We start from the raw sequence: 17991 nt of genomic DNA, 5'->3' as shown, positions 1-17991 counted from the left end.
GAGGGTTTTAGTTTTCTTTCTTCGAACTTCGGTAAATATTTCGGTACTCTTTGGGAGTCGTGTGCATTATTTTTTTAAACGAACGATTAAAGTTTGAGAGGTTGTTAAAGCCACAGGCAAAGCAAACCTCGGAAATGTACATATCGCTAACGGCTAGTAGTTTGCAGGCCTCGTTGACGCGGGTCTCAATCACAATCTCCGAGAAAGTCTTCTTGGTCACTTTCTTGACAAACTTGCACACCGAACTCTTATTCATATTCAATTCCTCGCTTAGCTCCGTGAACGAAATGTTGTTCGATTGATAATTCTGCAAGATGTAGGAATAGATTCGCTCAATGCGATTCGACGCTTTCAGGCTGTCTTTCACCTCGTGATGAAAGTGGGTAATGACTTCCTGTGTTTCGGCATTCGCCAGCAAATCGAGGAGACGGAAAAAATGCAGAAGCCGGTTGAACCCATTTTCGCGTTCAATCATAAACATTAATGGCAATGCTTTCGACGACGTTTCCGAATTGAAAAAGATGCCTTGCTGACTCTTGTCCAACAACTCTTCTATTTTTTTCATCTCAGGGGCATTCCAAAATGCATCGCCAAACATGTCCCTTTTAAAATTGACTACAATCTGCTCAGTGTACTGATTGGTAATCCAGGAATGGGGAAGGTTCTCACCAATCAGAACAAAGTCACTTTCGGTATAATCGGAAATATTGTAGCCTACAAATCGCTTCCCGGAACTTTTCAACGTGTACGTAATCTCGAAATCAGGATGGTAATGCCATACACCCTCGTTATGGATATCTGGACGTTTGGCTCTTACGATTCTTCGACAGAGAATGGATTGTCCCGGGTCCTCGGTCAGCATTTCAATGGTTGGTCTTCCGGTCATTTGTTTAGAACGATTCTTACTTTATGTTATAAAGTGACAGTGTATTGACAGTAAAAGTAATCAATAAATGAAAAAAGGCAAATAAAGTATCATAAATGGAAAATAAGAGTCAGGAGTCCGGGATTTATAGTTCATAGTTTTACCATCAGAAAATTCAATCCAAGTCCTATTAAAAAATAGTAAACCTATGAAGACTAACATTTTTTTAGTTCATTTTCTTGCCTTAATGATGTTATCTCTGACATCAATGGCGCAAGGAACAGGTACCTTATCAGGAAAGGTGACCGAAAGTGATAACGGCAATCCATTGCCTGGGGCGCAGGTATATGTCGATGGCACAACAAACGGTACCATTACCGATGGAAATGGCCATTATTCACTGAGCCTTCCGGCCGGAACGTCTACGGTCAGTGTTTCGTTTGTTGGTTATACAAAGCAAACCACAAAAGTTACCATCCAGGAAGGCAAAACACTTACCAAGAATTTTGGCCTCTCTGCTGACCTGTTTAACCTGAACGATGTGGTTGTAACGGCAACGTTTAGTAAACGGACGCAATTCGATTCTCCGTTGTCGATGACCGAAATGGACAGCAAGAAGCTGGAGAAACTGACGTCCAACAGTCAGGCTGATATTCTGAGAACGGTTCCCGGTATCACTGCCGAAGGTGGCGGTGGCGAGGTTGCTTCCAACGTGTTTGTACGTGGTTTGCCTTCCGGCGGACAGTATCAGTTTACACCGATTCAGATTGACGGAATTCCGATTTTGAGTGCTTTCGGTCTGAACTCTTCGGCACACGACGTTTATTTTCGGAATGATTTAGGCTTCCGGAATATGGAATTTGTAAAAGGTGGTGTTTCTACCTTGTTCGGTGCTGGTTCGGTTGCGGGTATTATCAACTATTCCAGTATTACCGGCTCAGCTATCCCCGAAAACAAAATTCAGCTGGAATGGGCTGATGGTGGCCGTGCGCGGGCTGATGTACTCTCTTCAGGACAGATTAATAAAACAACTTTTTATGCCTTTTCAGGTTTCCTCCGGTATGACGAAGGGCCTTTGAAAACAGGCTTAAAAACAGTTGGTGGACAGTTCCGTGGAAATATCAAAAAGATGTTGAATGATGGTAAAGGTGCTTTTACCCTTTACGGACAGTACATCGATGATAAAGTAGTATTCTATTTGCCTTATCCGTTGAAAAACAACAACGGAAACTATTCCCGTCCGAAAGGAAATGACGGAAAAACGGTATATACGACGCTGACAGGTGAAGCGACTGATTTCTCTTTCGATACTCCTTATGGTGTTCACAAATCGCAAATCAGCAATGGTGTAATGACTAAAGGTGGTTACCTGATGGCTGATTTCAACTACAATTTTGATAATGACTGGGTGTTGAAGGTTAAAACAAAATATGCCAGCTACCAACACCAGTTCAACCTGTTTTTAGATGGCGACGGAGTACATAACGTTCCGGAACTGCAGTCTGATTACCTGGCGGCAAGAGGTTTACCTGCCAACGCTACGTTCACGTATGTTTCTACCGGACAGCCCTTGAAACCGACCGATTTGCTTTTCCAAAACCGTATTTTGGATCGTAATCGCCCGATGCAGGAATTGGTTGGTGAGTTCAACCTCTCGAAAAATTTCGCTTGGGGAAGCGCGAATCACAATCTTACAATTGGAACCTTCAATTCGTACACCTCTGCCCGAGACGATGACTACATTTACAGCTATTTGGGCGATTTCCGGAATGAGCCGAAAATGGTTAATGTAACTTACCAGGAAAACGGAGCGACTCAGCATTATACAGAAGGCGGTTACATTGTCGGTTCTGGTTCGCAGACGTCCAATAAAGTGAATGCGATGCAGAAATCGGCCGGCTATTTGGCTGACGAAATTAAGTGGAATCGATTCAATCTGGACGTCGGTCTCCGCTACGAGCATGCGAAAGGATTTATTACCAGTGAAACCGGAATCGGCTCCAATACTTTCGATAAAGGAACTGTACAAACCAATGGTTTTGCACTAGCGATGGCGGGTCTGTATAAATTGTCGCATCAAGCCAATTTGTATGCAAACTTCTCGAAAGGGTATTTCTTCCCCGAAATTCGTTCGGTGAAATTTATCAGTCCCGGTGTGACACAGTCATATAAACCTGAAAAAATTTATCAGGCGGAAGCCGGTGCTAAATTCGGATTTAAGAATTTTGCAGCCAATCTGGGCACTTACTACGTAACATTAGGCGACCGTCGTTCAGTTGATTTTGTGAATGATGGTGCTGGTGGTGTCATCGAACAGGTAAGTGTGCAAAGTACACGGACCATTGGTCTGGAGGCGTATGCAAGTTATTACCTGACCAAAAAGCTGAATTTCTACGGTAACTTAACTGTTCAGAATCACGAGTATACCAAGGTAGAAGGAAATCCGGGTCAGGTTGGTAACTGGTTGAGAAGACAGCCCCGTGCCATGGGAATGTTGGGTATTGCCTACAATGATGGTGTGTTTGATGCCGGCTTATCAGATAATTTCATTGGCAAGCGTTTTGCCAACGATGCAAATACTGTTAAGCTGGATCCCTATTCTATCATGCGCCTGGATGCTGGCTACACAACAATGTTGGGCAAAACTCAGTCATTTCGTTTAGGTGTGTCGGTATTTAACCTCGCCAATTCAGTAGGTATTACCGAGGGATCGCCCCGTCAGGGAAATTCGCAGATTAGCGGTGGCGACTTTTTCGTCGGCCGTCCAATTCTGCCACGAAGAGTATATGTGAGAGCGACCTTTAATTTCTAATCAAATTTTCACTAAGTCGGTTATTCTTATTGGAGAATAACCGGCTTTTTCTTCTCTATATGGAACTTGCACATCAGTGTATACAGGTATTGGATAAAAACTGGAAAGGTCGATTTACCATTCCGTCACCCCGTTTGTATCCGTTTCAATGGAATTGGGATTCGGGATTCATTGCGCTGGGAAACTTGCATCACAAGCCTGAAAGGGCGCTTACCGAGATGGAAGCATTATTTTCCGGCCAATGGAAGAATGGATTTCTACCGCATATTATCTTTCATAACGCGGAAAAATATAGTTCCTATTTTCCTTCTGCTGATTATTGGAATTCCGGTGTGTCGGAAGAAGCACCCGCTGATTTGAAGACATCCGGAATTACTCAGCCGCCGGTTCATGGATTTATTCTGGAAGAGTTATTTAAAGCCGGATTGGATATTCAACGCATCAGCGAGCTGTTCAATAAAGTCAGTTCTTATCACCAATGGCTCTATCAATATCGTGAGTACGAATCCACCGGATTGGTGGCCATTTGGCACAACTGGGAATCGGGGATGGATAACTCACCGTGGTGGGATATTCCGCTGGAGCGGATTACGTTGGATGAGCTTGAATATATTCAGCTCGAAAGAAAAGATGTTCATGAGGTGAAAGAAAGTGAATCGACCCGTCCCAAAGATTTGGATTACAAGCGATATCTGTATCTGGTTGATACGCTCAGGGAACACAAATATTCAGGAATTCCTGATGATTTTCCATTCCAGATACTCGATCCGGTTTTCAACAGTATTTTGCTCGCATCAACGGAGAGTCTTATTCGCCTTGGAAAAGTATTGAATAAAGATACTGACTGGCTTTCGCAGAAATTAAATCAGGGAACGGAAAGTTTCGACGTCTATTTTCTGGATGATGAGCAGGACCTTTATTTTCCTTACGATCTGGTTGGAAGAGAACAGCTAAAGCAACCCTGTTCAGGTTCTTATATTCCCATATTTGCCGGAATTCCTTCATTAGCCCGTGTTCAGCGGATGCTGAAGCCAAACCGGGAGCAAACACAGATTCGTCCTTTCCCGTCATGCCATCCGGAAGGAGTGGGTTTTGAGCAGAAAAACTATTGGCGCGGACCGGTTTGGGTGAATATGAACTGGCTGATTTGGAAAGGTTTGTTAAATTACCATCTTTCCGGTGAAGCTGAGCTGGTTAAGAATCAAACCATTGGAATGGTGAAGGAATACGGGATTTTTGAATACTTTAATCCCTTTACCGATAACCAGTCGGGAACGGGCTACGGAGGAGCAGATTTTTCGTGGACCGCTGCGCTGGTGTTGGACATGATTAATAAAACGACTTCATGAATTGGATAGACTATATTATCGTGGTGGTTTATGCCGGTGGATTTTTATTGCTGGGAAAACTATTCAGCAAGAAAAGTGGACGGCAGGACTATTACCTCGGAGGAAAATCATTTGGTTGGTTCCCGTTGAGTCTGTCGGTGATGGCTACGCAGCTTTCAGCTATTAGCTTCATCTCAGCACCTGCTTTTGTTGGAATTCGCCAGGGAGGTGGATTGCAATGGCTCAGTTATGAGTTTGGGCTACCACTGGCCATGATATTTCTTGGAGTATTTTTGGTTCCCAAATTATATAAAGCCGGAATTGTCAGTATTTACGAATATCTCGAGAATCGGTTCAGCCGCTCAACACGCATTTTGATTAGTATTGTTTTCCAGATAAGCCGCTCTTTTGGAACAGGAGTGATGGTTTATGCTGTAGCCCTTATTCTGATGAGCGTGTTGGGGATTCCCTTTTATCAGACCATTCTGGTGATTGGTGTCATCACACTCATTTATTCTTACCAGGGAGGCATGAGTGCAGTTGTTTATGGCGATATGATTCAGATGATTATTCTGGTCGGTGGAATTGTGGTTTCGTTATTTGTTGGCCTTGATTACCTTGGGGGCTTTCACAATTTTCTGGCTCATCTGGATCCTTCGCGTTTAAATGCAGTCAATTTTAAAGATTTTGGAATCGGAGAGGGAAGCGGCAGTGCTTTTGGTTTTTTCCCGATGGTCATCGGCGGTTTCTTTCTGTATGCATCTTATTACGGAACTGACCAGTCGCAGGTTCAGCGCTTGTTGTCGGCAAAGAACATCAAAACAGCCCGAAATACACTGCTGGTAAATGGTCTATTGAGGTTCCCGATTACGTTGTTGTATAGTATCATGGGACTGGTGGTTGGTACCTTTGCGTTGGTGACCCCGGCTTTTTCCAGTCTGATTCCAGCTGACAAACCTGACCTGTTAATTCCGGTTTTTATTCGTGATTATTTGCCGCACGGGCTGGTGGGGTTATTGATTGTGGCTATTTTGTCGGCAGCTATGTCATCGCTTAGTTCAACTATTAACTCGTTGAGTGCCGTTACCACAGAAGATTTATTAGTAGCAGGAAAGAAAGTTAGTGATAAAACATACTTAAAATACTCCAAACTTACCTCAGTATTCTGGGGAGTTGTTACCATTGTGCTTGCTTTTTTTACCGGGAATATTGCCGATACCGTTATCGAAGCGATCAATAAAGTAGGGTCGGTTTTCTATGGTCCAATTCTCGCTACGTTTATGGTTGCCAGCATGGTTCGCTGGGTACATTCGCGGGCAATGAATGTTGGATTGGTCACCGGTGTTTTGGTCAATGTGTTTCTTTGGCTGGTTGTAGGTGATCATCTTTTCTGGTTCTGGTGGAACCTCATTGGCGCAGTGGTCACCTTCGCGGTAGCTTTAATCATTCAGAAACTGACTCAGAAGGAGAAAACAGTAGCTGAGAAGCAAGCTATTGATGACGAACCCTATCATTTCTGGTCGAGGAACACCATTATTTTAATTGTACAGTTTATCGTGATTGTATTAATAAGTCTGTCACTGAAATATCTCTTGTAATTTATGGAATACATTAAGGAACTCCTGTCGGGTATTTACAAGCCCGAAGAGGTTACTTTGCTTTTGGATGGAATTGATAAACTCTGGAATAAGTACCAGTTTCTCGCTGACGCGGAAAATAAAATGCTTACTCAGAAGGATGTCGTTTTAATAACGTATGGCGATCAGGTTTATCAGGAAGGAGAGGATAAATTGGTGACGCTTAACCGGTTTTTGAATAAGTATTTAAGCCGGCAGGTTTCCATCGTACATATTCTTCCGTTTTATCCATATACATCTGACGATGGCTTTTCGGTAACTGATTACTATTCGGTTAATCCTGAACTGGGAAACTGGCAGGAAGTTGAAAAGATGTCGGACGATTTCCGGTTGCTGTTCGATGCAGTTATCAATCATAACTCGAGTCAATCTGATTGGTTTGTGGGGTTTTTGAATGGCGAGGAGCAATACCGTGATTTTTATATCGAAGTGGATAACCTGGACGGCTGCGAAAATGTGACCCGTCCGCGAACATCTCCGCTGGTCCATACTTTTTCAGGAAAGAATCGCGATTACCAGGTTTGGACAACGTTCAGCCGTGACCAGGTTGACCTGAATTTTGCCAATCCACAGTTATTGTTGGAGGTGCTTAATCTGTTGCTGTTTTACGTGTCGAAAGGAGCTTCGATTATTCGCCTCGATGCAGTTGGATTTATCTGGAAGGAGAAAAATACAACCTGCATGCATCTTCCGCAGGCGCATAAACTGGTTAAGCTGATGCGAAGCGTTATTGAGCATTTGAATCCATCAGTGATGTTGCTGACGGAAACCAATGTGCCGCACCCGGATAATATTGCCTATTTCGGCGATGGCGACGAAGCGCATATGGTGTATAATTTTACGCTGCCTCCGTTGTTGGCTTTCAGCCTGCTGAATGAAACGACGGAGCGCTTTAGTGATTGGGTTTCGAATCTGGTAGTTCCGCAAAAAAACGTGTGTTATTTTAATTTTCTCTCCAGTCACGATGGTATCGGCGTGATGCCGGTAGATGACATTCTGAATCGGGATGAACTCAATGTGCTCATCGACGCGGCGCAGGCTAACGGAGGAAAAGTTTCGTACAAATCAAAAGGGAACGGTGAGCAAGTCCCCTATGAGATCAACTGCAATTTTCTTAGTCTGTTACATGGGCCGGACCAGGATGAGGAGTTGGGCGTGAAACGTAGTTTGCTGGCTCATGCTGTATTGCTGACGATGCCTGGATTGCCGGCCATCTATTTTCATTCGATGGTGGGCTCAGAGAACGATGTGAAGGGAATGGAGGAGAGCGGACAGAACCGTCGAATAAACCGGCAGAAGTTCGACTACAAATACCTGGAGGAGCTGCTCGATAATCCGGATACCCGCCAGTCGGTCATTTTGAACGGATTGAAAAGGTTGATTGATATTCGAAAAAATGAGACGGCTTTCGATCCGTATGGAGAATTTGAGGTGATTAATTCGGTTAATGGAGTATTCTCTTTGTGCAGAAAAGGAAATTCGGATGAAGACTCGGTATATGCCCATTTTAACCTGACGCAGCGAACGCAAAACATCCTGCTGGCCGGAAATGCTGAATGGACGGATATCATCTCTAATCGTACCTTTAATAAGGAGTTGTCTCTTCAGGGACTCGAATTTGTTTGGCTGAAGAAAAGAGGATAAATAGCAGATATTCTAACTTTTTTATTACTTCATCTCATAAAAGTAAGCTGATGAAAATTCTGATCGCCACCGATAAATTCAAAGGTTCCCTGACCGCTTTGGAGGCATGTAATGCTGTTAAGGAGGGAATTCTGAAGGTGATACCTTCGGCACAGGTCGATATGTTGCCTTTGGCCGATGGTGGCGATGGCACACTGGAAACCATCGAATCGAAACTTCATTTCAAGCGGATTTATCTCGACGTAACCGGACCTTTATTTCGGAAAGTCGGAGCATGGTACGGCCTGCAGGATGATACAGCATACATTGAAATGGCCTCTGCTTCCGGTTTGTTATTGTTGAGAGAAGAAGAGCAACATGCGCCTTCTGCTACGACGCTGGGTACCGGCGAAATGATTGTCGATGCTTTGCACCGAGGTGCCCGAAAGATTTATCTGTTTGTCGGAGGTAGTGCAACCAATGATTGCGGTCTGGGCGTCGCGCAGGCATTGGGCTATCGTTTCTTTGACAAGAATAGCAACGAACTATCACCGGTTGGTGCTTCTTTGGAGAAAATAGTTTCTATTGGTGGAAAGGCCAATCCGGATGTGGCTAACACGGAGTTTGTCCTGGTTACCGATGTAGAAAATCCTTTGTACGGAACGAATGGTGCTGCCCATGTTTTTGCGCGGCAGAAAGGGGCTAATCCGGAAGAGATTGAAATGCTGGATAGGGGGCTGAGGCATTTTAGCGAACTGATAAAACAAGAATGGAAGTTTGATGTGGCTAACATTCCCGGAGCTGGAGCTGCTGGTGGATTGGGAGCCGGTGCCATGATTTTCCTGAAAGCGAAACCACGGAAAGGGATAACAACCATCATGGAAATTCTGCATTTCGACAAGTTGCTGCAAGAAGCTGATATGCTCATCTCGGGCGAAGGAAAATTTGACCAGCAAACACTGGAAGGGAAAGTGGTCAAAGGCACGATGGAACGGGCTCTGCAATTCAAAAAACCTTTCGGCGTTGTGTGCGGTATTTGCGAATTAAAATCTGACGAAATCAACGAACTGCCCGTCGTTGCTGTTGAGGCGATTAAAAACGAGGAGACCTCCTTTGAAGATGCGATGCAACATGCTTATGCGCTTTTGGTTACCCGAACAGAACAACTTGTTGGAAAGATGCTGAAGTCCTGACAGTATTAGATTTCCAAAACCTTTGCTCCCCTGATTTTTCGTTGTTTGATGTCGATCAATGCCTGATTTGCCTTTTCAAACGGATATATCGTAACATCCGGCTTGAACGGCATCTCCGCTGCAGCGGAAATCAACGCTTTCACATCGTGGCTGGTGACATTGGCCACACTTTTTATCTCCTTCTCCATCCACAGGTGCCGGTCGTAATCCATCCGGTACAGTTCATCCTGATCGATATTTTCTTTCCGGATAGCGTTGATGACAAGTCGCCCGCCCGGTTTCAGGCATTCCAATGCCTTTATCACCGGTTTCCATACCGGCGTAGTGTCAATGATACTGTCCAATTGGTGGGGCGGTTTATCGGTTGTGTTGCCGGCCCAGGTAGCACCTAATTCCAATGCAAATTTTCGTTCGTTGGGATTTCGCGCAAAGACGTACACTTCTGATTTTGGGAAGCGAAACCGCAGCAGTTTAATGACCAAATGGGCGGAAGCTCCAAAGCCGGTAAGTCCGAACCGCTGACCGTCTATTGGGTTACAGAGTGCAGCCGAACGGTAACCAATGGCTCCGGCACAGAGCAAGGGAGCGGCCTCGGCATCGCTGAACAAGTCGGGGATTTTGTAAGCAAAACCTTCTGGTACGGTCATGTATTCAGCATATCCGCCGTTGACATCTCTTCCTGTTGCCCGAAAATCGGGGCAAAGGTTTTCTCTTCCTGAAAGGCAGTATTCACATTCTCCGCAAGCCGAAAAAATCCAGGCAACACCTACGCGGTCTCCTACCTTAATGACGGAATTGCCTCCCCGGTTTTCTTCTACGATTCCGACTACCTGGTGGCCTGGAACGACCGGAAATCTCGGTGGCGGTGTTCTGCCTTCAATCTCGTCCAACTCGGTGTGGCAGATGCCGCAGGTTTTTACCTTTATCAGCAGTTCGCCTTCTTTTGGAACCGGTTTGGGTAGTTCAACCTGTTTGAGCGGTTCCTGTTCTTTGTTCAAATCGCTGATTTTTTCAATAACCCATGCTTTCATGACGATGATTTTTAGCTGGTTCAATTATAAAGTTAGTGTCTGTTGAGCGTGATTACAAAATGCATCGGTGGTGAATTACAGATTCCCCTTCCGATTTCATAACTTTACCGATAGTGGTAAAAAAATGATATGTGAGATGGATTTCAGTAAGTTGCATATCGGCACTTCGGGATGGAGCTACAAGCACTGGAATGGTGTGTTTTATCCTCCGGACGTAAAACCGGCCCAATACCTTGAACATTATCTGACACAGTTCGATTGCGTGGAACTGAACTCCAGCTTTTACCACTTGCCCAAAAAGATAACGGCTTCCGGCTGGATGAATCGCACGCCGGAAAACTTCCGCTTTTGTCCGAAGATGAGTCGTTTTATTACGCACCAGCGACGTTTGTTATATGCTGAAGAGGCCGTGCAGAATTTTTTCGATGTATTTGATATCATGGCAACGCGTTTGGGGCCGGTGTTGATTCAACTTCCACCAGGTTTGCATTATGATTTGCCCAGGCTAACCGATTTTCTGAATTATCTGACTGAACAGTTTAGTGAGTATCAGTTTGCCATCGAGGTAAGGCATGATTCCTGGTTGCGCGACGAGTTTTTCGATTTGTTGAGGAAAAATAATATGGCTTTTGTGATGGCCGATTCAGGGAAACGCTATCCGTCGGCCGAGGTGGTTACTGCCGACTTTGTTTATCTCCGTCTTCATGGTAATGTAAAGCTGTATGCTACAGATTATCGCATGGAAGAGTTGCAGGTAAATGCGGCGAAAATAAGGAACTGGGTTAAGCAAGGAAAAGAGGTGTGGGCATTCTTCAATAACGATTTTGAAGGATATGCTGTAAAAAATGCAATGGAACTAAGAGGTTTAATGATGAACGACCAAAATTAGTTTGGCACGATGAACGATTTGATACCGGTTCGGGTTGAGTGTTATTCCGGCTACAAAGCAGACGAATACCCCATCTGTTTTTACTGGGGCAATATCTGTTTCGACATCAAAGAAATACTCGATCGCTGGTACCAGACTGACAGTTATGCCGAATGGCCCGCTGCTAATTATTTTAAAGTAGAGACACTGAAAGGACAGTATTTCTTGCTAAAACACGAAATGAAACCGGATCGCTGGTACCTTGTCATCAAAGGCGAGAGTATGAACCTACAGGCTTGAGCTTGCTAATTTTCCCATTGATAAACCTGCGTAGTTTTGTTCTCGAATAGATCCTTCTGGTGAACAATCTCTTTTAGCGGAAGAGACTTCAAATCCTTCTGCACTTTGGTGACAGAGATAAGATATCCGTTCGGGTGTTCCTGGAAGAAAGCGCTAACCTCTTCCGGCGTCTTCATTTCAGGGATATGTTTTTTCAGCGCAAAGGCAAAAGCCGGATTGAATCGTCCGTAGAAAGCGACCGGACGACTGGTATCCATTACCGTAAGTGCTTTTTGTACCGGATTTTGCCGGTTTACTGCCGGGAAAGCTACCAGAAAAAAGAGTAGTCCGGCCATGATCCAACCAGCGGAAAGTGCCGTGAAAATTCGCTGTTGACTGCGGTTCCGGTAGAAATCATATATTGCCCAGGCGGCTCCGGCAGGAATCACCAAAAATAGCCAGGCCATATTGGCTACCGGAACAAGACTTTTATCCAGTTTCATGGCAACGAAAGCGCCAATCGGGATGAGTAAACCAACGCCCAAATTAATCCAGAGCGGGCCTTTCATTTTTAATTTAAAGTTGCTGAGGTAATAACCAATGAGCACGGCTACAAACGGATAAGCCGGCATAGGGTAGTTGGGCAGCTGTGTGGAAGATATCGAGAAAAAAACGATGATGACCACCGAAACAATCATTGCAAACAAAATCAAGTCGTTGCTTTTGCGTTGGCGAAATGCTTCCCGGAAGGACTGAAAAAGAAAAACAGTGTACGGTAGAAAGGCCAACAAAACGAAAATGGCAGTCAGTAAGAAGAAACCACCGTGTCCTTCCATTTCGTTGGAAAAACGGTCGAGATTATGCTTGAAAAAGAACTGACGCGTCCATTCGCCATTGGTTGCCAGTCCGACTTTTACGTACCACGGAATGGCTATTATTCCGGTTACGACAACTCCCATAAGCAGGCGGAACTGTTTGATGGTTTTCCAGCGGAAATCGCGTTTCAGGATTAAAAACAGCAAGCCGTTAAGTCCGGCGAAACCGAGAGCAACCGGTCCCTTGGCAAGGATGGCCAATCCCAGCGATGCATACATTGTAATGAGCCAGGGCCATTTTCGTTTCTGGTAGAATTCGAAAAAAGCCCAGTGTGTTAGAGTCATGAAGAATATAAGATAGGGGTCGGGCACGCCCAGGTGGAATTCGATGGAGAAATTCAGCGATGTGATAAGGATAAGCCAGGTAAGCAGGGCTGTTTTTTCTCCTGTATATTTTCGGGTAAACAGAAATGTGATAAGCAATGTCAGTGCTCCCATGATAGCCGAAAAGAACCGGGCGGCGAATTCATTCACTCCGAAAACCTTGAAAGAGGCCATCATAAAGTAATAATGCAACGGCGGCTTGTCGGTACGAAGCCGATCATTAAACGTAGGAACTACTAAGTCGTTACGGGTAAACATTTCCCGGGCACATTCCACATTTTTCGATTCATCGAGAATGTATATCGGATTGTAGCGGATACCAGCCGTATAAAGGAAAAAGGCCGCAAAAAATAGAAATATAGGAAGATATTTACCTGTTCTCATCTGTTTAAAATTTTTTGATTCCTGAATGTTCAAAAAATTTCTACACATTCAGGAACTCTCATCAATTTTAACCATCCTCATTTGTGTATTATAGGATGATAAAAATTAATGTTCGTTTCATTTTGTCTAATCTTAATTCAGGGGCAAAAATACGGCTTACCAGCTGTAATCATGTTGTTTAGCTGATTTTTCTTTTCTCTTTTTATCGATTCGTTGAATTTCAGGTGGTTAAAAATGGAATTATGATTACCTTTAAAATCCGTTAAAATTATTATGTAACGTTTTTAAACCTTTTACTACCAATAGTATCAAAGTAACTAATCTTTCTAAGACGTTCCTTTCCTGTGAAAATGCAAGCTCCTGACTAACCGCTTATTCAGCGCTATACATCTGAATGTATTTCACATCGCAGGAATCGTTTTTCGAGAATTAGCTAATACGAAATCGATTGTTAACACTTCAAAAACTACACGTGTGAACATTGAGATTAAAGATCTGAATAAGATTTATCCGAATGGAAATCATGCTCTGAAAGAGGTATCGCTGGAGATCGGAAATGGTATGTTTGGTTTGCTAGGCCCTAACGGTGCCGGTAAATCGAGCCTGATGCGCATTTTGGTTACCCTCATGAAACCTTCGAAAGGGCAGGTGCTGGTAAATGGCCTCGATTTACAGAAGCATCGTCGCGAAATCCGGAATATGTTGGGATACCTACCCCAGGACTTCCGCTTCTTCGCCAAACTAACCACTTGGGAATTCCTGGATTATAGTGCCCGTCTGGCGGGTATCAAACAACGGAAAGCCCGGATGAGTGCAGTGGAACAGATGCTGGAAGAGGTTGGGCTATACGAAGCCCGCAACCGCATGGCCAACAAGCTGTCGGGCGGTATGAAACGCCGTCTCGGTATTGCGCAGGCACTGATTGGCGAACCGAAAATCATCATTGTGGACGAGCCGACCACCGGACTCGACCCGGAGGAGCGCATCCGTTTCCGGAATTTGCTCTCGTCTATCAGCGAGCGGGAAGTTATTATCATTCTTTCCACGCACATTGTGGGCGATATCTCCAGTACCTGTACCGATATGGCTCTGCTGAACCAAGGCTCTCTTGCCTATCACGGTGCTCCGGACAAGCTGATTGAAATGGCCCGCGGAAATGTGTGGCAGATTTCAGCTACCGAAACCGAGTACCAGGAGATACAGGAGAAGTATCCCATTATATCTTCTATTCCGGCTGAGTCTGGCTGGGAAGTACAGGTGGTTGCCCGTGATGTGAACGGTTACGCCGGAGAACAAATTGAACCGAACCTGGAACATGCTTACGTGAATTTCATGGAGCATGAACTAAATCAACGCTGGCACGAAGAATAAAGGTCTGCCGGTTATTATCTTAAAATCCTAACGCTAAAGAAACAACGATCATGGCATCACTTCACCATATTCGTACCGTAGCCACATACGAATCCAAAACGCTGTTCCGCAGTTGGTTTTTCCGGATTTTTGCCATCCTGGCGCTGGTATTTGTCTTCTTTTTCAATCTCTTTTATCAAACTAAAGTCGGATTTCCGTTCGACGATATGGTTGCGCTTCCTGCCAAGGTTCCGTTCATGAACCTGTACATTATTAATATGGCGCAGGCCATTATCGCCATTTTCCTGGCATCCGACTTCCTAAAAAGGGATAAAAAGCTCGACACCACGGAGGTTATTTACATGCGTTCCATGTCGAACGCTGATTATGTTATCGGGAAAACACTGGGGAACCTGTATGTTTTCCTGTTGCTGAATGTCGTTGCGTTGGTGATGGTGGCCGTTTTCAACCTGATTTCGCCTTACAGTGCGTTCCGGTTGATGCCCTATTTTTACTATTTCTTCCTGGTAAGTGTACCTACACTGCTGTTCATTCTGGGATTGGCCTTTTTGCTGATGTCGGTTATCCGGAACCAGGCGTTGACCTTTATTCTGCTGTTGGGCTACATCGCGGCAACGCTTTTCTATCTGCAGGGAAAATTCCATTTTCTGTTCGATTACATGGCCTATCGGTTGCCGCTAACCTGGTCCGATTTTGTGGGCTTTGGTAACCTGAATAGCTTGCTGATGCAACGTGGAATCTATTTCTTCCTTGGCGTTGGATTTATTTGCCTGACCATTTTATTGCTGAAGCGGTTGAATCAGTCGAAAACTGTAAACGGAGTTGTGACCGTAATCGGATCCGGTTCGCTGATTTTCGCATTGGTGCTTGGCTTTTTCTATGTAAACCGGGTGAGTCAGTTCGACAATCACCGGAAGGAAATGATTGCACTGAATGACCAGTACGCCAAGGCTCCGGTGATGCAAATGACCCGTTGCGATTTGGACGTGAAGCATAACGGAAATTCGATTGCCGCTACTGCTGATATGCAACTGAAAAATACGGCCAGTGAACCGGTGAAAGAAATCATTCTGACGTTGAATCCCGGCTTGAAGGTTACAAATGTGGAAGGTGCCGGATTCGAACGTGACCAGCAGCTGCTGAAAATTAAACCGCAAAATGCTGTCGCACCGGGTGATTCATTGCAGGTAAAAGTGCAATATGCCGGCACCATTGACGAGTCGCTGTGTTACCTGGATTACGACAGGGAAAGACTCGATAAGATTACTCTTGATGACAATGCGACCATCGATAAGCGGCACGCATTTGTGCAGAGCAATTATGTATTATTGACTCCCGAAACCCGCTGGTACCCAACACCCGGAATTACCTATTCCTCAAAAGGCCTGGGATGGTTACACAAGGGATTTACCCGTTTTTCACTTACCGTAGAACCAGCGAATGATAGTTTGAAAGTATTGTCGCAAGGTGAAAAAACAATTGGGGCTGACGGTAAACTAACCTTCCGGGATAAAGAGCCTTTGCAACAGATTTCTTTGGTGATGGGAAATTACCAAACCCGTTCCATCACCGTCGACAGTATTCAGTATAGCCTGACTTACCTGAAAAAACATAACCGCTTCGACGAGTTCTTCACGGAAGTAAAGGATTCACTGGCGCCGGTTATTCGTGATTTGAAGAATACGTTCGAGGCGAAATTGCAACTTCGGTATCCGTATCATCGGCTCGAACTGGTGGAAGTACCGGTGCAGTTTTACTCTTATTCGCACCTGTGGACGGTTACCCGCGAGCAGGTACAACCCGAGATGGTCTTTCTGCCGGAAGGCGGTTACATGGTTTCCGGAGCTAACTTCGCTTTATTGAAGCGTTGGGCCGAGCGCCGGAGCCGGCATACCAACGAAAGTGTTACAGAACGGGAGTCGGAGGAAAATCTGTTCCGTGATTTTGTGAACCGAGCGCTCTTGTCAACCGATGAAGGCCGCGGATTCCGCATGAGATTTGGTGGTCCCGGACGTAATTTCGATGACAATCCGAATCCGTATTTTCTCTTTCCCGATTATTACACTTACGTGAATGAAATCAATTCGCCGAAGTATCCCATCATGAACCGCGTGCTCGAATCGTATCTGGTCGAACGGACGTCGGATGATCGTCCGGGTTTCATGCGAAATTTTATGGGAATGTCGAGCGATGAGCGCGGAAACATGGAGCTTCAGGATAAATCGTTTGCTCAGGTATTGCAGGATCAGGACGATCCGGATATTGTTGATAATATCATTCAAACGAAAGGTGAATTCCTGTTTGCGCTGATGAAAGCTGCTGCCGGCGAAGATAAGTTCGATAACGTGCTGAATTCCTTCCTGGAGAAAAACCGTTTCCGGGAAACCGGTATCAATGATCTAAAAACCGATTTGGCTTCTTCATTCAATCTGCAACTCGACGATTATCTTTCTTCATGGTACAATTCGAAAGAGCTGCCGGGTTACCTCGTTACTGATGTGGAGGCTGTGAAAGTGAAAGATGGCGATCGTACCCCGACCATGGTGACTTTCCATTTGTCGAATACCGGAAAAGAACCGGGCGTAGTGAAATTTACTTTCCGCCTTGGTGGACAGGGGGGACGAGGCAGACGTTTCGGCGGAGGCGGAGATGAGGAGACAGTGGATCGGATTGTTGCTATTGCACCTCATCAAACCAAAAGGGTTGGCATCTTGCTCAACGAAGAGCCCCGCATGATGATGACTAATACGTTCGCGTCAGCCAATATTCCGGCTGTATTGACTCAGCGTTTCGAGAAGATTGAGCTGGACGAAAAACGAATTCCATTTAACGGGGAAGAGGTGATTGATTATGAGGATGGAACAGCTCCGAATGAGACGATTGTTGATAACGAAGACCCTGAATTCAAACTGATACAACCCGAGTCGAGCAGTTTCCTGAAAAAGATTTTCGAAGCTCAACTGATGGACAACGAAGACCAGAAGTACAAAGGTCTGAATTTCTGGCGTCCGCCGGTGGAATGGACTTTAACAACGAATACTAATTTCTATGGGAAAACGGTTCGGTCGGCGTATTACACCAAAGGAGGCACTGGCGATCGCGAAGCCATCTGGAATGTTCCGGTTAAGGAGTCCGGTTATTACACCGTATATGCTTACGTCCCGAAAATCAACATGCGTTGGCGGGGTGAGGATAAGGGTGAATACACTTACACCATTCATCACGATGACGGAGAAGATCATCCGGCAGTTGATATTAAAAGCACCGATGGCGGTTGGGTTGAACTGGGAGCTTACTATTTCTCACCTGATACCGCGAAAATTGAATTAACGAATAAAACCGACGCCAGTATCGTTTATGCCGATGCAGTGAAACTGGTTAAAGAAAAATAACCTGAAAAT

At 45.0% G+C, this 17991-nt stretch carries 12 protein-coding genes; 9 read left to right on the top strand and 3 right to left on the bottom strand.

Annotated elements, in window-relative coordinates:
- Positions 1-7: 7 nt before the first annotated feature.
- Entirely contained in the window at positions 8-886 is an 879-nt protein-coding gene (locus tag CLV93_RS09785; RefSeq protein WP_106542019.1) for an AraC family transcriptional regulator, read from the bottom strand.
- A 187-nt stretch (positions 887-1073) separates the two neighbouring features.
- On the opposite strand from CLV93_RS09785, the gene CLV93_RS09780 reads away from it, so the two are divergent.
- From CLV93_RS09780 to CLV93_RS09760, 5 genes are read left to right on the top strand one after another with little or no spacing between them, the layout of a single operon-like run.
- A complete protein-coding gene (locus tag CLV93_RS09780) occupies positions 1074-3677 on the top strand; it encodes a TonB-dependent receptor (protein ID WP_106542018.1) in 2604 nt (867 codons plus the stop codon).
- A gap of 59 nt (positions 3678-3736) precedes the next feature.
- Positions 3737-5026, top strand: coding sequence for an MGH1-like glycoside hydrolase domain-containing protein (locus CLV93_RS09775; protein ID WP_106542017.1), 1290 nt, complete (start codon positions 3737-3739; stop codon positions 5024-5026).
- Positions 5023-6603 (top strand): sodium:solute symporter family protein, encoded by a 1581-nt coding sequence (locus CLV93_RS09770; RefSeq protein WP_106542016.1) that lies wholly within the window; start codon positions 5023-5025, stop codon positions 6601-6603. Before CLV93_RS09775 ends, CLV93_RS09770 begins: the two co-directional genes overlap by 4 nt.
- Before the next feature lie 3 nt (positions 6604-6606).
- The gene (locus CLV93_RS09765; protein WP_106542015.1) at positions 6607-8286 is read left to right on the top strand and encodes a sugar phosphorylase; all 1680 of its coding nucleotides are present in this window, start codon (positions 6607-6609) and stop codon (positions 8284-8286) included.
- A 50-nt stretch (positions 8287-8336) separates the two neighbouring features.
- Complete coding sequence (locus CLV93_RS09760) at positions 8337-9458, top strand: glycerate kinase (protein ID WP_106542014.1); 1122 nt, start codon at positions 8337-8339, stop codon at positions 9456-9458.
- 5 nt (positions 9459-9463) lie between these two features.
- Here CLV93_RS09760 and CLV93_RS09755 read toward each other — a convergent pair whose 3' ends face one another.
- Positions 9464-10489 (bottom strand): zinc-dependent alcohol dehydrogenase family protein, encoded by a 1026-nt coding sequence (locus CLV93_RS09755; protein ID WP_106542013.1) that lies wholly within the window; start codon positions 10487-10489, stop codon positions 9464-9466.
- A 136-nt stretch (positions 10490-10625) separates the two neighbouring features.
- Here CLV93_RS09755 and CLV93_RS09750 point away from each other — a divergent pair, with 136 nt between their 5' ends.
- Positions 10626-11378, top strand: a complete 753-nt coding sequence (locus tag CLV93_RS09750; RefSeq protein WP_106542012.1) for a DUF72 domain-containing protein — start codon at positions 10626-10628, stop codon at positions 11376-11378.
- A gap of 9 nt (positions 11379-11387) precedes the next feature.
- Positions 11388-11657: a cytoplasmic protein gene (locus CLV93_RS09745; RefSeq protein ID WP_106542011.1), complete on the top strand. Its 270-nt coding sequence runs from the start codon at positions 11388-11390 to the stop codon at positions 11655-11657.
- A 5-nt stretch (positions 11658-11662) separates the two neighbouring features.
- Here the strand turns inward: CLV93_RS09745 and CLV93_RS09740 are convergent, their stop codons facing one another.
- Positions 11663-13219 carry an ArnT family glycosyltransferase gene (locus CLV93_RS09740; protein ID WP_170108915.1) on the bottom strand — a complete coding sequence of 519 codons (1557 nt, stop codon included), beginning with the start codon at positions 13217-13219 and terminating at the stop codon, positions 11663-11665.
- A gap of 474 nt (positions 13220-13693) precedes the next feature.
- Here CLV93_RS09740 and CLV93_RS09735 point away from each other — a divergent pair, with 474 nt between their 5' ends.
- Together CLV93_RS09735 and CLV93_RS09730 are read left to right on the top strand one after the other, a co-directional pair.
- Entirely contained in the window at positions 13694-14590 is an 897-nt protein-coding gene (locus CLV93_RS09735; RefSeq protein WP_106542009.1) for an ABC transporter ATP-binding protein, read from the top strand.
- 50 nt (positions 14591-14640) lie between these two features.
- The gene (locus CLV93_RS09730; protein WP_106542008.1) at positions 14641-17982 is read left to right on the top strand and encodes a golvesin C-terminal-like domain-containing protein; all 3342 of its coding nucleotides are present in this window, start codon (positions 14641-14643) and stop codon (positions 17980-17982) included.
- Positions 17983-17991: the final 9 nt, after the last annotated feature.

Origin of the sequence: Prolixibacter denitrificans, from assembly GCF_003014495.1 — a bacterium.
In the GTDB taxonomy this organism is placed as follows: Bacteria; Bacteroidota; Bacteroidia; order Bacteroidales; family Prolixibacteraceae; genus Prolixibacter; species Prolixibacter denitrificans.
This window is presented reverse-complemented; position numbering and strand designations above follow the sequence as displayed.

What these genes read in the sequence shown, in the direction of transcription:
- CLV93_RS09755 (WP_106542013.1), bottom strand. Translation starts at nt 10,489, where the DNA reads ATGAAAGCATGGGTTATTGAAAAAATCAGCGATTTGAACAAAGAACAG.
- CLV93_RS09745 (WP_106542011.1), top strand. Translation starts at nt 11,388, where the DNA reads ATGAACGATTTGATACCGGTTCGGGTTGAGTGTTATTCCGGCTACAAA.
- CLV93_RS09785 (WP_106542019.1), bottom strand. Translation starts at nt 886, where the DNA reads ATGACCGGAAGACCAACCATTGAAATGCTGACCGAGGACCCGGGACAA.
- CLV93_RS09775 (WP_106542017.1), top strand. Translation starts at nt 3,737, where the DNA reads ATGGAACTTGCACATCAGTGTATACAGGTATTGGATAAAAACTGGAAA.
- CLV93_RS09740 (WP_170108915.1), bottom strand. Translation starts at nt 13,219, where the DNA reads ATGAGAACAGGTAAATATCTTCCTATATTTCTATTTTTTGCGGCCTTT.
- CLV93_RS09780 (WP_106542018.1), top strand. Translation starts at nt 1,074, where the DNA reads ATGAAGACTAACATTTTTTTAGTTCATTTTCTTGCCTTAATGATGTTA.
- CLV93_RS09765 (WP_106542015.1), top strand. Translation starts at nt 6,607, where the DNA reads ATGGAATACATTAAGGAACTCCTGTCGGGTATTTACAAGCCCGAAGAG.
- CLV93_RS09770 (WP_106542016.1), top strand. Translation starts at nt 5,023, where the DNA reads ATGAATTGGATAGACTATATTATCGTGGTGGTTTATGCCGGTGGATTT.
- CLV93_RS09730 (WP_106542008.1), top strand. Translation starts at nt 14,641, where the DNA reads ATGGCATCACTTCACCATATTCGTACCGTAGCCACATACGAATCCAAA.
- CLV93_RS09760 (WP_106542014.1), top strand. Translation starts at nt 8,337, where the DNA reads ATGAAAATTCTGATCGCCACCGATAAATTCAAAGGTTCCCTGACCGCT.
- CLV93_RS09750 (WP_106542012.1), top strand. Translation starts at nt 10,626, where the DNA reads ATGGATTTCAGTAAGTTGCATATCGGCACTTCGGGATGGAGCTACAAG.